The sequence below is a fragment of the Paraburkholderia sabiae genome, assembly GCF_030412785.1.
GTDB classification, from domain to species: Bacteria; Pseudomonadota; Gammaproteobacteria; order Burkholderiales; family Burkholderiaceae; genus Paraburkholderia; species Paraburkholderia sabiae.
On record NZ_CP125295.1, the window covers coordinates 1,647,641 to 1,659,758 of the forward strand.

The window sequence follows — 12,118 nt, forward strand, 5'->3', positions numbered from 1 at the left end:
AATGTTCGCCTTGATCCAGCAATTGCCGGTCCCGTCGCGCCGTTGATAGACTCGTCGCCAGGCACCTACATCACAAAACAGCCTGACGGAGACAACCCAATGAGCAAAATCGCGTTCCAGGATTTCGAACGGCAAGTGTTGCAACGTCACATGATCCGCGGACATGTGTACGAGAATGCCGCGGCGCTCGTCGATCGCGCGAATGCATGGATCGCCGAGCACAAGGTCGACGTGATCAACGTAGAGAGTCTGTCGACCTTCGGTTCTGGCGACGATACGAGCGTGAGTCACTGGTATTCGGGCATTCGCGTGTGGTATCGGATCGAATAGCGTGCGCGCTGCCTTTATTTGCCCTTGCCCGACACGACCAGTTTCAGTTTGCTCGCGCCGGCGGGCATCGCTGTGATCTGCGTACGCGAGTCGCGCGGGCCGATATAGAAATGCTGCCGCGCGGGCGAATTCACGTCGTGCGTCGCGTCGGGCAAACAGGAGGCGATGTCGGCCGCTACCGCCTGCAAGGCCGTCGTGCTCGAACCCGCGCCGCCGCTCGGCGTCCATGAACACGTGTAACTGCCTTGCGTCGCGCCGCATTGCGCGTCGCTGCCATAGGGCTGCGCGACGCCTTTGCCGTCGTCGGGCGTGAGCTGAGAAAAGCCCGTAGGCGCCGCAGCGACGATGCGCTTGAGTGCGGCGCAGGGGTTCGGGGCATCGTCGGCGCTGGCTGTGAGCGGTGTCAGCGTAGCTGCTGCGAGCGCGGCGAGCGGGACGATTCCGCGTAACGAGTGAATGAAGTGGGCGCGCTGGATCCGTTGCATGTGCATCTCCTTGGCCTGGATGGCGGCGCAGCGTTCGTGCGCCGCCGATCTGCCGAGCCAGTGTGCAATGAACGCGCCTGATCCTGTTTCAGCGGCTTATGCCGCTGCGCCGCCGCCATGCTCTTCGCGTTCGAGCGTACGCGTGCGGCGCAATTCCGGAAACAGCTTCATCCAGAGCAGCGCGATTGCGATCGTCGCGCAACCGCCGACGAGCACGGCAGGTTGCGCGCCCCACCAGCCGGCCGTGAGTCCCGATTCGAACTCGCCAAGCTGGTTCGACGTGCCGATGAACAGCGAATTGACGGCGCTGACGCGGCCGAGCATGTCGTCGGGCGTGCGCAACTGCACGAGCGACAGCCGCACGACGACGCTGATCACATCCGATGCGCCGAGCGCCATCAGCGCGAACAGCGACACGATGAACGAGTGCGACAGGCCGAACACGAGCGTCGCGATGCCGAATGCGATCACGCCGCCGAACATCGCCGCGCCTGGCCGGTTGCGCAGCGGGAAATGCGCGAGCCAGATCGTGCCGCCGAGCGCGCCGACAGCCGACGCGGAGCGCAGCAGGCCCAGGCCGAGCGGACCCGCGTGCAGCACGTCGCGAGCGAAGATCGGCAGCAGGGCCGTCGCGCCGCCGAACAGCACCGCGAACAGATCGAGCGAGAGGGCGCCGAGAATCACGGGCTGGCTGCGGATGAAGCGCACACCCGAAAACACCGAATCGAGCGTCACAGGCGCGCGCGGCACGGGCTTCGTGCGCAGCGGAATGGTGCTGACGGCAGCCGATGCGAGCGCGAACGACAGCGTGCACGCAAGATACGCCGCGCCGGGACCGATGCCGTAGAGCAGGCCGCCGAGCGCAGGGCCGCCGATCTGCGCGGCCTGGTTCGCGGAGGTCGCCCAGGCCGTTGCCTGCGACAGCTGCGCGCGCGGCACGACGCCCGGCAGCAGCGACGCGACGGCAGGCGACTCGAACGCGCGCGCCGCGCCCACGCATGCCGCGAGCACATAGATCACGGGCGCGCTGATCCAGCCGCCGAATGTGCCCCATGCGAAGAGTGCGGCCGCGAGGCATTCGAGTCCCTGGCAAATGGCCGCGATACGCCTGCGGTCGTAACGGTCCGCGACCTGACCGACGACGAGTGTCAGCACGAACATCGGCAGGAACTGCGCGAGGCCGACGAGACCGAGCGCAAATGCACTATGCGTGAGCGCATAGATGTGCCAGCCCATCGCGACGGCCAGCATCTGGAACGACAGCGACGACAGCACGCGCGTACACCAGAAACGCTGGAACGGCTTCTGTCGCGGGAGACTGATTTCGGGTTCGCGGTCGGCGTCGTCGACGAGGGTGGAGAACGTGTCGGCGGAATCGGTGGGCTGGTTGCTGGAGTCGGCGGGCGGTGTGTTCATCGATAGATGGATCGTCGTCCCATATAACGGGCCGACTGCCTTCGCGCGGTATGCCTTTATTCAGGCACCGCATTTGCAAACGCATTGGCGGGAAAAGCGCGGCGGAACGCGTGTTCTGTCGACGCTTCGTTCGGGCCGCCAGTGTAGAGCAAGTGGCGCGCGCTTGCCGGTCTGCCTGCGACGGCATCAGACGGCAGCCCGTTACGCGGTGTTACGCGGACTGGCCGGCAAGTCGCTTTCTTCAATCGATACAAACCATGGATGATCTGATCGCTCGCCTATTTCACCTGCAACCTTCGCTGATCGTGTCGCTCACGCATGACGTGATGCATGCGGGCGTGGCGATCCTGATACTGGTCGTCGGCTGGTGGCTCTCCAACCGGATCGGTGCCTTGCTGTCGAAAGCAATGTCGCGCACGCGTGCGGATCCGACGCTCGCGCCGATGATCAACGCAATCGGGACCTGGACAATACGCGTGCTCGTGCTGTTCGCCGCGCTCAGCGAGGTCGGCGTCGCAACGGCGAGCGTGCTGGCCGTGCTCGGCGCGGCCGGTCTCGCGATTGGTCTTGCACTGCAAGGCACGCTGCAGAATATTGCCGCCGGCATTATGTTGCTGATGCTGCGGCCGTTTCGTGCAGGCGACGTGATCGAAGGCTCGGGTGCGACGGCGGGTATCGTGCGCGAAGTGGGGCTCTTCACGACGCGTATCGAACGCAGCGACGGCAATGCCGTCTTCGTGCCGAACAGCCAGATCTGGAGCAATCCCGTGATCAACTACAGCAGCGGCGGCACGCAGCGCGTGGAAGTGGAAGTCGCGATCCAGCAGCGCCAGGACGTCGCATGCGCGATCGATGCGCTGAAGAAGATGGTCGCCGGCGATCCGCGCGTGCTTGGCGGCAATACGCTCGCGCCCGTGGTCACAGCCGCCGATTATCAGCGCGGCGGCGGTGCAGCGGTACGGCTCGCGGTCTGGGTGAGCGGAGCGGACGCGCAGCTCGCCGCCGATGACATGCGTGAACACGCGCGAACCGTCCTCGAAGAAGCCGGCTGCAAAACGGCGGAAGCGCCGCGTGCGGGGACGGCGGAGCGCACGTCGGTGACACAGCACGCCTGACGGTTTTTCCGCGATGCAATGCCGGATCGCGCATGTGCACTGGACTGAGTTCCAGTTCATGCGTTGCAGTGCATTGCACTGGAGTTCACGCACCACGGTTCACCCACGGCCTCGTTTCGATTCCTCCCACGCGCTCGCGACCGTGCATTTCCGCACCGGCATGTTGCAAAGCGGCAATTGTCGTAGGTAAAAACCCTAGTATTGAGATAGAATACGGGCTTACCGGAAGAGATTGCCATGTTGCCCCGTTTTCAGATTTTTGAAAAAATTGCCTTTTCGCTGGTCGTGATGTCTGCCGTGATGTGCTCCGGCTACATTGCGTGGGAAACGTCGCCCGATTTCCAGGACGCCGTGCACGCCAGTGCCGCCGCCGTGCGCTGGAGCGGCGACTACTCGTTCATCTGCGCGTCGACGGCGACCAACGCCTGCGACCAGCTGCCGATCGACTGACTCCTCGAAGCAGAAGACCACAAGACGCTGGCGCGCCTCGAAGCGCAGGCCAGCGCGCAGCGTCGCGTAATTTTCACTCCTTCCGTCGGCGTTTTTTTCAAAGCGCCGGCCGGCCATCCCGCGTAAGCCTCGTCCCGTCTCGAACATGCATTTGGAATGCCGCTTGCTTACTGTGAGCGGCTGGACTTCGTCCGTCGTTACGACATGAAGTCCGGTTCATTCGAAAACCGTCGTCGCCAGCCCGTCGATCATCCATGGTCGGCCTCCACGGTCTAGAACAATTCCGACGCATGCACTGAGGAGCCGCACCATGACACCCGCTACCCTTTACGAAATGCAGATTCTGCAGACGGACATGCGCATGCTCATCGCTATCGACGACGCGGCGATCGAACTCTTTCCCGGCGCGGCAGCCAGCAGCGGATTGGCGGGCAAACCGTACGCGGTCTTGCACACCGATTCGCTCGCCACGCTGAGCGGCTGGCGCGAAGTCATGCAGGCAGGCGGGCGCCCGCATCGCCTCGTGAACAACGTCTACGGTTACCGTCAGGAAGTGAACAACCCGGACTGGTGACGCATCGCGGCCGCGCGCGCGACCTCATGCCTACGAGGGCCCACGAGGCACACCGCGCGCGATTCCCTCATTCCCACCGCTGAACGCGGCGCATGCTGACGATCCTGCTCACCGCCGTCGTCACGCTCGTCGTCGTGCTTGTGATCGCCAATCTGTCGACGGGCGAGAAGAAGATCGAGCACAAGATCGAGCGACTGTACGGCAGCGACGATCCGCAATTCATTCGCTCGATGGGGCTGCTGCTCGGGCCCCCCGTCTCGTCCGGCAACTGCTTCGAAGTGCTCGTCAACGGCGACGAGATTTTTCCGTCGATGCTTGAAGGCATCGCGAGCGCGCGTAAAACCATTACGTTCGAAACGTTCATCTACTGGTCGGGCGCGATCGGCGAGCAGATCGCCCACGCGCTGACGGAGAAAGCGCAAGCAGGCATTTCAGTGCATGTGCTGCTCGACTGGGTCGGTTCGCAGAAGATGGACCGGCGCTATCTGGACATGCTCAAAAATGCAGGCGCCGAAGTCATCCAGTACCACAAGCCGCACTGGACAGGTCTCGGCCGCATGAACGACCGCACGCACCGCAAGCTGCTCGTGATCGACGGACGCATCGGCTTTACGGGCGGCGTCGGTATTGCGCAGGAGTGGACGGGTCATGCACAGGACGACAAGCACTGGCGCGACACGCATTTTCGTGTGACGGGCCCTGTGGTCGGGCATATGCAAGCGGTCTTCATGGACAACTGGATCAAGGCAACCGGCAATGTATTGCATGGTCCCGACTACTTTCCTGAATCCGATGAAGCAGGCGACGGCCTCGCGCACATGTTCAGCAGTTCACCCTCCGGCGGCAGCGACGACATGCAGTTGATGTATCTGATGGCGATCACTGCGGCGACGCGTTCGATCCATCTCGCCAGTGCCTATTTCGTGCCGGACAGGCTGACGATCAATGCGATCGTCGAAGCAGCGAAGCGCGGCGTCGACGTGAAGATACTGACGCCCGGACGGCACATCGACACGCATACCGTGCGCGAGGCATCGCGTGCATGCTGGGGAAGCTTGCTCGAGGCGGGCGTGCAGATGTTCGAGTATCAGCCGACGATGTTTCACGTCAAGCTGCTCGTCGTCGACGAATATCTCGTGTCGGTCGGCTCGACGAATTTCGACATGCGCTCGTTCAAGCTCAACGACGAAGCGAACCTCAATATCTACGACGCGGCGTTCGCGCGCCGTCAGACGCAGATTTTTGCCGACGACCTCGCGAAGTCGAAGCGCGTGACGCTCGAAGACTGGAATGCACGCCCATGGACAGCGAAGCTGATCGATCGCGCGGTTGCGCTGCTCGATCCGCAGCTTTAACGGGAAGGTGCAAGGGCGCCGACATGACGCCCGTTGAATCATTGCATGGAACGCGACATGTGCATGGGTGGCGCACGCTCGGGCGGATCGCCGGCGGGTGGCTCCTGATCGGGTAACGAATCCGGTTCACGCTCGGGAACGGGAGGCGAATCGGGGCCCGGGTCCGGATCGTCCGGACTCGGCGCGGGATCGGGATCGACCTCGGGCGGCGTCGGCGTGTGCAGGCGCGGCCCGATGCGAAACGGCGGGAAGGGAAGAACAGGAAACGCAGTCTGGTTCATCGTGTGGATCTCTCGAGTGCAGTTCGACACATCGATGGAATCCCGCAATGCATGTGCCATCGCTCGGCGGCATCAATATGCACGGTGCTTCAGCGTGCAAGAAACTGCGTCGACCTAGAATCGTTCGATCATCCCGACCTGCACGCCGCGCACGGGCGCGCCGGGATACGCGACGGGAAGCCCCGTTACGTTCACGCCGCGCAGCGTGAAGGTGGCCTGTCCGCGGTTTTCGAGGTCAGCGGCGCTGAGATAGAGCAACAGCGCCTTCGATACCTGGTAGTCGAACGCGATGCTGAACTGATCCGCGTTGTTGTCGCCGCCGCTGCGGTCGCGCGCATGCGCGTAGCCGACGGACGCGCTCGCCTGCGGCGTGATCTGCCACAGCGCGGACACCGAGAGCCCGTCGTCGTGATAACGCGGCGTCCCGCCGTCGCCATTGAAGTACGCGACGAAGCCCGTGAGCGCGCCCCATTGATACGAAGCGCCCGCGAAGTTCGCGCGCAACGCGCCGTCGCCGTGTGTCTGCTGATGCGCGTACAGCAGCTTCATGCCGCCGAGCGCCCACACGGCCGTCACGTAGTAGCCGCCGATGCCGTTGCCATCGCCGGGATCGCGCAGCGCGTACATGCCCGTTACCGTCAAGCCGGCGATGGTCGGCGACAGATACGCAAACGCGTTGTCCGTATAGGGCGTGATCTTCGACAGGTTGTTCAGGCCCGAGGCGATTGTGCCCGCGCCGAATGCATCGAGTTGCCCTTTGAACGGAATGTAGATGGGCGAGTACTGCCGGCCGACGCGCAATTCGCCCCACGCGCCATGTGCGCCGATCCACGCCTGCCGGTTGAAGATACTGCCCGGCACCGAGAACTCGCCGGTCGCCGAATCGAAGCCGTTTTCGAGCGTGAAGACGAGACTGTTGCCGTCGCCGAGCGGCTCGCTGCCATGCAGGCCGAAGCGCGTGCCGCGATAGGCGCCCGAGTCCATGCGCGCGACATAGCCGCTGCCGGGATTCGTCACTTCGATGCTGGTGTCGATCAATCCATAGAGCGTGACCGAGCCTTGCGCGAAAGCGGGCGGTGCAACGCCGGGTGCAAAGGCCAATGCGAGCAGAAGGGACCAAGCCGCGCGCCGCTGCGGAGCGCGATGAAAGGACAGGAAGCACAGCCGGCAAAACGCGATCGACGTTGGCATCGGGCAGGCAAGGGCAGTGAAATGGAAAGGGCACAGCGGGGCATAGCGCCGTTCGCGACCATGCCCGTGAAGACAACAGCGAATACTAACCGAACATCCCCGGTGCGCAGCGCGCGTTCGACCACCTGCGTGCTACATGTTCGTGTAAGAACTGCACCATCCGCCGCCCGCTACCTGTTTCGTACCGAACAGCGTGCAGCCACCCCAGGCATCCGTCGGATTGCCCTGAAAGAGCGAGCAGTTGTTGCAGGTTTGCCCGGCGGCGTAGTTGGGAAAGCGCGCCTTGTCGACTTTCGCCGCGACGCTCACATAGCCGACGGCCTGCGCGGCCGGGTCGCTTTCGCTGAGCTTCTCGTCGGCGCGCGCATCGCTGGCGATGAGCACTGTGCACATTCCGACGGCGGAGCCGAGCCCCGCTACGATGAACTCACGCCGTGTTGTTGTCATGATTGGTCTCTTGCGGGCGAGGTGGGGTCATTGAGGGGGCAACTGAGGTGACGGACGGTATCGGCCGTCTGTGATTGATCGCGACGAACACAGCCATCAGCAGCACGAACGCGAGCACGAGCAGACTCGCGTTGATCAGCACACGCGTGTAGCCGAGTTCGCCTACGTCGATGAAAGGATAGGGATAGAAGTCCGACATGGCGCCGCGCATCATCGTCAGCGCGAGATAACCCAGCGGATAAGCGAGCCACCACAACAGATGGCGCAACCTCAGGTGAAAGCGCGGCACGAACAGCAGCCAGTACAGCGCGACGAGCAGCGGGACGAGCGTATGCAGGCTTTCGTTGAGCAGCATGCGCCAGCCCGACGGCGTCCACAGATGCCGCAGCAGCAGGTTGTACGCGAAGCCGACGAACACGATGTAGCACGTCACGGCCGTGACGACAGTCGGTTGCCGGAAGAAGCGCACGAAGGGCGTAGTGCTGCGCCCGAAGAAACCGACGCACGTGAAGCACAGCGCGCACGTAAAGATGGTCAGATTGGTCAGGTAGCTCGTGAGCCGCTCGATGCCGTCGATCACACCGTAGCCGCGCGACAGCATCCGGTGCACGGTGACGTCCGTCTGCGCGGCGAATGCGAGCCACGCAATCAGCGCAATCGATATGGCCAGCGCGACGGATGCGATGCTCGGCGTGCGCAGCGGCAATTCGGGCTCGATGGCTGTAAGCGGTGACGAGCCAGGTGACACAGCGCGCGACGCGGCGGAGGAAGCAGGCTTCTTCATGCATCGATTCTATACGCGTGAAGCACTGCGTGCAGGCGCTGCCCAGGCATCGCGTCTGCACCAAAAAAGAAGCCGGCCCGCAGATGGCCGGGCCGGCCCGTTACAACGTCCGTCAGGGACGCAGGAACTTAGTGCGCGCGATCAGTGGCCGTGACCGTCGTGGTCGTGACCATGATCGTCGTCATCGTCGCGGCCGCAGACGTCGTCGTGATCGTGATCGCGGCCGTTCTTCGACACGCCCGGCAGACGCTGCGCGACATAGTCGGGCAGATCGGCGGCGTCGATCGCGAACACGAAGAACTGGTTCGGATTGGCGATGCCCGCGGGATGGTTCGTGTCGGTGACAGTCCCGATGAAGTCGTTGTCGTTCGCGACATACAGCGTGTGCTTCTTCACGCCGTGCACGGTGACGTCCGGACCGAACGCGATGCCTTCGATCTTCGCGGGGATGTCGTTCGCGTTGTAGCCGGCGCCCGTCAATGCAGCGACGATATCGAGGAACAGCGTCTTCTTCACAGCATACGGTGCGAGACCTTTTTCGCCGCTTGCCTGGCTCACGTCCTGCGCACCCGTCAGGTCGATGCGGTTGATCTGCTTGAACACTGCCGTCGAATCGTCGCCGAGCCCCTTGCCGTCGCGCTCGTCGACAAGCAGTTCGTGATCGTTGATGGCGAGCACGTCGCTGATCGTCGGGTACTTCGGCTTCGATGCCGATCCGATGTTCGTCAGCGGATACGCGTATTGCGTCGTACGGCCCGTGCGAATGTCGATCTTAACGATGCGCGTGTACTGCGCGTTCGTGCCGCCGTCCTGGATCAGCGGGCTTTGCATCGCGCCGAACAGCGTCGTGCCGTCGGGCGAAATCGCGAGGCCTTCCATGCCCTTGTTCGCGACGCGGCCCGACGTGTTCACGCTGATCTCGGTGTCGCCAACGGGCGCGAGCGTCGAGACGGCGAACGTGTCGGGCAGCTTGTACGTCGCGATGCGGCGGCCGCTCTTGCGGTCGAAGCGGTACACGTACGGGCCGTATTCGTCGGAGATGAACACGCTGTCGCCGTCGTTCGCGATGCGGATGCTTTCGGGATCGAAGCGGGCGTCGAGCGGATAGGTCGACAGATGCGTCGGATCGAAATTGTCCGAGCGGCCCGTGAAGTAATTCGTGTGATTCTCGCGGTTGAGCTTCGGCGCGCCGTTGGGCACGTTATACGCGGAGCCCGCGCCGTACACGAGGCGATCGGACGTATGCAGCAGCGTCGTATCGATCAGCTTCGGCGCTAGCGTGAACGGCAGCGCCGAGCCTTTCGGCGCATCCTTCAGATGCAGACGCAGCGTCTGGAAGCGGTTGATGTACGAAGCCGTATCGTCGATCGACTTGTTGTACGAAATCGCATTCGGGCCACGGTCGGGCACGGCGAGGAACGTATGGCAGCCCGCATAGCCGATACCCGAACCGAGGCCGCCGAGCAGATTGCCGGGCGCACCGTTTTCGAGCGGGGCCGCCGTTTCTTTCGACTTGTCGAGCAGATTGCCGTCGAGCTTGCCGATCGCGATCAGTTCGACAGTGGCGTGGGCGGCGGGAGCCGCGGCGAGTGCCGCAAGCGAGGCGACGGCACCGAGCATGGTGCGGGTGAAAAGCGATGAGCGCAGCACGGAAGTGGTCCTTGAAAGGAGCAACGCGATGAGGGCGGCGCCGGGCGCGCACGGCAGAAGCAGGAAAGCGGCAAGCGACCGGACGCAGGGTTTCTTACTGGGTTTCTTACTTTTTATTTCCGGGCACCGATATTCCGTGACGTGTATGTCGGAAGTGTGACGGAGCGCTTTCGAACCGTGCCATGTGTGCGCAATCGCACATTCAGATGAGCGGACGTCATCGATGCACGCGCACTCATATCGATGCCGCATGAACGGCATCGCGCGTTATGACTGCACGCTCAGTTCCGCCCGCCGATTTCAGGCGCGATGGCTGCATGATTCAGCAGCGCGACGAGCGACATGCCGCCCACCACGTTGCCCGCGAGCGTCGGCAGCAGGAAGCGGTTGAAGTAGTCGGCGAGCGACGCGTCGCCTGCCAGCACCGCGTAGGCGACTTCCGTCGATCCCGCGATGATGTGCGACAGCTTCGCGACGGCGACCACCCATGTGATCAGCACGACGGTCAAAAGCCGCGCGGAGCGCGCGCTCGGCAGCAGCCACACCATCAGCGCGATCAGCCATCCGCCGAATACTGCGCGCATGAAAGTGGGGAACGTTTCGACGGGACCGATCGCGCCGCGCGCGGTTTCGTCGAGTGCATCGACCACGTCCGCTTCGAACACGCCCGGCAGGCGCAGCATCGCCGCGAACAGCCACGAACTGATCACGTTGCAGACGAGCACGACGATCCATAAACGCAGTGCCTTCAGAAAACAGTCCAGTTCGCGCCGGGTCAAAACGGGAAGCACCACCGTCAACGTGCTTTCGCTGAAGAGCTGCTGCCGTCCCATGATGACGAGCACGAAGCCCGTCGTGTAGCCGAAGCTCGACACGAGATGCCGCCATGACGTATCGGGAAGACCGGCCTGCAGCACGGCCGTCGTGAGAAACGAAAATCCCATCGACAGTCCCGCTGCGAGCGACGACCACACGAGCGCAATCACCGTACGTTCGAGCGCGGCTTCGCCTTCCTCGCGCACGATCTCGTGCAGCATCAACGCGTGCGGCGCCGTGTGTTGTGCCGCCTGGTCCTTTTCGCCTTCGTCGAGGTGCGGCGATTCCGCGCCTGCTTTTTCCGGGCGATCATCGGAAGCGGCACGATCGGTCGAATCGCGTTGCTGTTCCCGATGGGTAGTGTCTTTCGTCATGGTGGCGCTCGCTCATGCGCGGTTCACAGGCGCATCGCGTAGCGTTTTGCAAAAACGATGCCCGGAATCGAGTGCAAATCGAGTGCATTCAGGCGGACATGTCGTCGCTTTTCGTCGGACCAGGCTGTTTAGATGAACCGTTAGCGCCGTGCTACGATGAACGCGAACCCCGCAAACCGAAACCCGACGCGACATGGCAACCCTTTACGCGAAGCTTGGCGTGTCTCAAGACGCCACCTGGGAAGAGATCAAACGGGCGTACCGGAAGGCCGCGATGAAGTGGCACCCGGACCGCAACGTCGGACAGGAAGACGCCGCGCGTGCCGCCTTCCAGGAGATCAAGGACGCGTACGCGATTCTCTCCGACGAGAATCAGCGCAAGGTGTACGACGCCGTCTACGCGCAGGAAATGCGCCGCTGGGAAGCGCTACGGAAGCGTCAGCAGGAAGTGGAGGCGGCGCGCACACGCAAGGCGAAGGCCGAAGCGGAGGCGAAGTACACGCAGATGGTGGGCGTCGCGATGCGCTACGCAGACGAAGGCCACAACCGCGACGTGCTGTTCGGCGTGCTGCTCGGGCGCGAATGCGACGCCGACATGGCGCAGCGCATCGCCGATAGCGTGTGGGCCTTGCAGCAGGCACGGCGCGCGTCGCAGGCGAGCGAGCCGGGTGAAGCGGCTGATGTCGATGTTGCCGCATCGTCCGAAGCCGCCGATCAAGCGTCGCCTGCGCAATCCCAAACGACAGCGGCGAAGCAGGACAAGCCTTCACACGATGCGCGCGCGGCGGGTCTGTTCGATTCGCTGTGGCAGGGCTTCTTCGGCGTTCGTTCGTAGCGCGCCTATCGCACT

14 protein-coding genes are annotated in these 12,118 nt (G+C 63.4%); 6 read left to right on the top strand and 8 right to left on the bottom strand.

Annotated elements, in window-relative coordinates:
• Nucleotides 1-99: 99 nt before the first annotated feature.
• The gene (locus QEN71_RS07405) at nucleotides 100-330 is read left to right on the top strand and encodes a hypothetical protein (RefSeq protein WP_028368219.1); all 231 of its coding nucleotides are present in this window, start codon (nucleotides 100-102) and stop codon (nucleotides 328-330) included.
• Nucleotides 331-344: 14 nt separating this feature from the next.
• Here the strand turns inward: QEN71_RS07405 and QEN71_RS07410 are convergent, their stop codons facing one another.
• Together QEN71_RS07410 and QEN71_RS07415 are read right to left on the bottom strand one after the other, a co-directional pair.
• Nucleotides 345-815, bottom strand: coding sequence for a hypothetical protein (locus QEN71_RS07410; protein WP_377791530.1), 471 nt, complete (start codon nucleotides 813-815; stop codon nucleotides 345-347).
• 96 nt (nucleotides 816-911) lie between these two features.
• On the bottom strand, nucleotides 912-2,231 hold the full coding sequence (locus tag QEN71_RS07415) for an MFS transporter (RefSeq protein ID WP_233472013.1): 1,320 nt from the start codon (nucleotides 2,229-2,231) through the stop codon (nucleotides 912-914).
• 257 nt (nucleotides 2,232-2,488) lie between these two features.
• On the opposite strand from QEN71_RS07415, the gene QEN71_RS07420 reads away from it, so the two are divergent.
• The 4 genes from QEN71_RS07420 to cls all read left to right on the top strand — a co-directional run bounded on the left by QEN71_RS07420 (nucleotide 2,489) and on the right by cls (nucleotide 5,725).
• Nucleotides 2,489-3,346, top strand: coding sequence for a mechanosensitive ion channel family protein (locus tag QEN71_RS07420; protein ID WP_201656366.1), 858 nt, complete (start codon nucleotides 2,489-2,491; stop codon nucleotides 3,344-3,346).
• Nucleotides 3,347-3,583: 237 nt separating this feature from the next.
• On the top strand, nucleotides 3,584-3,796 hold the full coding sequence (locus QEN71_RS07425; protein ID WP_201656369.1) for a hypothetical protein: 213 nt from the start codon (nucleotides 3,584-3,586) through the stop codon (nucleotides 3,794-3,796).
• Nucleotides 3,797-4,106: 310 nt separating this feature from the next.
• Complete coding sequence (locus QEN71_RS07430) at nucleotides 4,107-4,370, top strand: hypothetical protein (RefSeq protein ID WP_201656372.1); 264 nt, start codon at nucleotides 4,107-4,109, stop codon at nucleotides 4,368-4,370.
• Between the two features lie 92 nt (nucleotides 4,371-4,462).
• A complete protein-coding gene (cls, locus tag QEN71_RS07435; RefSeq protein WP_201656375.1) occupies nucleotides 4,463-5,725 on the top strand; it encodes a cardiolipin synthase in 1,263 nt (420 codons plus the stop codon).
• Nucleotides 5,726-5,763: 38 nt separating this feature from the next.
• Here cls and QEN71_RS07440 read toward each other — a convergent pair whose 3' ends face one another.
• The 6 genes from QEN71_RS07440 to QEN71_RS07465 all read right to left on the bottom strand — a co-directional run bounded on the left by QEN71_RS07440 (nucleotide 5,764) and on the right by QEN71_RS07465 (nucleotide 11,268).
• A complete protein-coding gene (locus tag QEN71_RS07440) occupies nucleotides 5,764-6,006 on the bottom strand; it encodes a hypothetical protein (RefSeq protein ID WP_201656378.1) in 243 nt (80 codons plus the stop codon).
• Between the two features lie 114 nt (nucleotides 6,007-6,120).
• Nucleotides 6,121-7,197 (bottom strand): porin, encoded by a 1,077-nt coding sequence (locus tag QEN71_RS07445; protein ID WP_233472014.1) that lies wholly within the window; start codon nucleotides 7,195-7,197, stop codon nucleotides 6,121-6,123.
• 132 nt (nucleotides 7,198-7,329) lie between these two features.
• Nucleotides 7,330-7,644 (bottom strand): high-potential iron-sulfur protein, encoded by a 315-nt coding sequence (locus tag QEN71_RS07450; protein WP_201656381.1) that lies wholly within the window; start codon nucleotides 7,642-7,644, stop codon nucleotides 7,330-7,332.
• The gene (locus QEN71_RS07455; protein ID WP_201656384.1) at nucleotides 7,625-8,428 is read right to left on the bottom strand and encodes a Pr6Pr family membrane protein; all 804 of its coding nucleotides are present in this window, start codon (nucleotides 8,426-8,428) and stop codon (nucleotides 7,625-7,627) included. The genes QEN71_RS07450 and QEN71_RS07455 overlap by 20 nt, the downstream gene beginning before the upstream one ends.
• A 141-nt stretch (nucleotides 8,429-8,569) precedes the next feature.
• Nucleotides 8,570-10,048, bottom strand: coding sequence for an esterase-like activity of phytase family protein (locus QEN71_RS07460; RefSeq protein ID WP_201656463.1), 1,479 nt, complete (start codon nucleotides 10,046-10,048; stop codon nucleotides 8,570-8,572).
• A 311-nt stretch (nucleotides 10,049-10,359) separates the two neighbouring features.
• Complete coding sequence (locus QEN71_RS07465) at nucleotides 10,360-11,268, bottom strand: formate/nitrite transporter family protein (protein ID WP_201656387.1); 909 nt, start codon at nucleotides 11,266-11,268, stop codon at nucleotides 10,360-10,362.
• Nucleotides 11,269-11,461: 193 nt separating this feature from the next.
• On the opposite strand from QEN71_RS07465, the gene QEN71_RS07470 reads away from it, so the two are divergent.
• Nucleotides 11,462-12,103, top strand: a complete 642-nt coding sequence (locus tag QEN71_RS07470; protein WP_201656390.1) for a J domain-containing protein — start codon at nucleotides 11,462-11,464, stop codon at nucleotides 12,101-12,103.
• The last annotated feature ends 15 nt before the right edge of the window (nucleotides 12,104-12,118 follow it).

Bases quoted from the DNA above. Each gene is read 5' to 3' on its own strand.
- QEN71_RS07405 (WP_028368219.1), top strand. From the start codon at position 100: ATGAGCAAAATCGCGTTCCAGGATTTCGAACGGCAAGTGTTGCAACGT.
- QEN71_RS07410 (WP_377791530.1), bottom strand. From the start codon at position 815: ATGCAACGGATCCAGCGCGCCCACTTCATTCACTCGTTACGCGGAATC.
- QEN71_RS07415 (WP_233472013.1), bottom strand. From the start codon at position 2,231: ATGAACACACCGCCCGCCGACTCCAGCAACCAGCCCACCGATTCCGCC.
- QEN71_RS07420 (WP_201656366.1), top strand. From the start codon at position 2,489: ATGGATGATCTGATCGCTCGCCTATTTCACCTGCAACCTTCGCTGATC.
- QEN71_RS07425 (WP_201656369.1), top strand. From the start codon at position 3,584: ATGTTGCCCCGTTTTCAGATTTTTGAAAAAATTGCCTTTTCGCTGGTC.
- QEN71_RS07430 (WP_201656372.1), top strand. From the start codon at position 4,107: ATGACACCCGCTACCCTTTACGAAATGCAGATTCTGCAGACGGACATG.
- cls (WP_201656375.1), top strand. From the start codon at position 4,463: ATGCTGACGATCCTGCTCACCGCCGTCGTCACGCTCGTCGTCGTGCTT.
- QEN71_RS07440 (WP_201656378.1), bottom strand. From the start codon at position 6,006: ATGAACCAGACTGCGTTTCCTGTTCTTCCCTTCCCGCCGTTTCGCATC.
- QEN71_RS07445 (WP_233472014.1), bottom strand. From the start codon at position 7,197: ATGCCAACGTCGATCGCGTTTTGCCGGCTGTGCTTCCTGTCCTTTCAT.
- QEN71_RS07450 (WP_201656381.1), bottom strand. From the start codon at position 7,644: ATGACAACAACACGGCGTGAGTTCATCGTAGCGGGGCTCGGCTCCGCC.
- QEN71_RS07455 (WP_201656384.1), bottom strand. From the start codon at position 8,428: ATGAAGAAGCCTGCTTCCTCCGCCGCGTCGCGCGCTGTGTCACCTGGC.
- QEN71_RS07460 (WP_201656463.1), bottom strand. From the start codon at position 10,048: ATGCTCGGTGCCGTCGCCTCGCTTGCGGCACTCGCCGCGGCTCCCGCC.
- QEN71_RS07465 (WP_201656387.1), bottom strand. From the start codon at position 11,268: ATGACGAAAGACACTACCCATCGGGAACAGCAACGCGATTCGACCGAT.
- QEN71_RS07470 (WP_201656390.1), top strand. From the start codon at position 11,462: ATGGCAACCCTTTACGCGAAGCTTGGCGTGTCTCAAGACGCCACCTGG.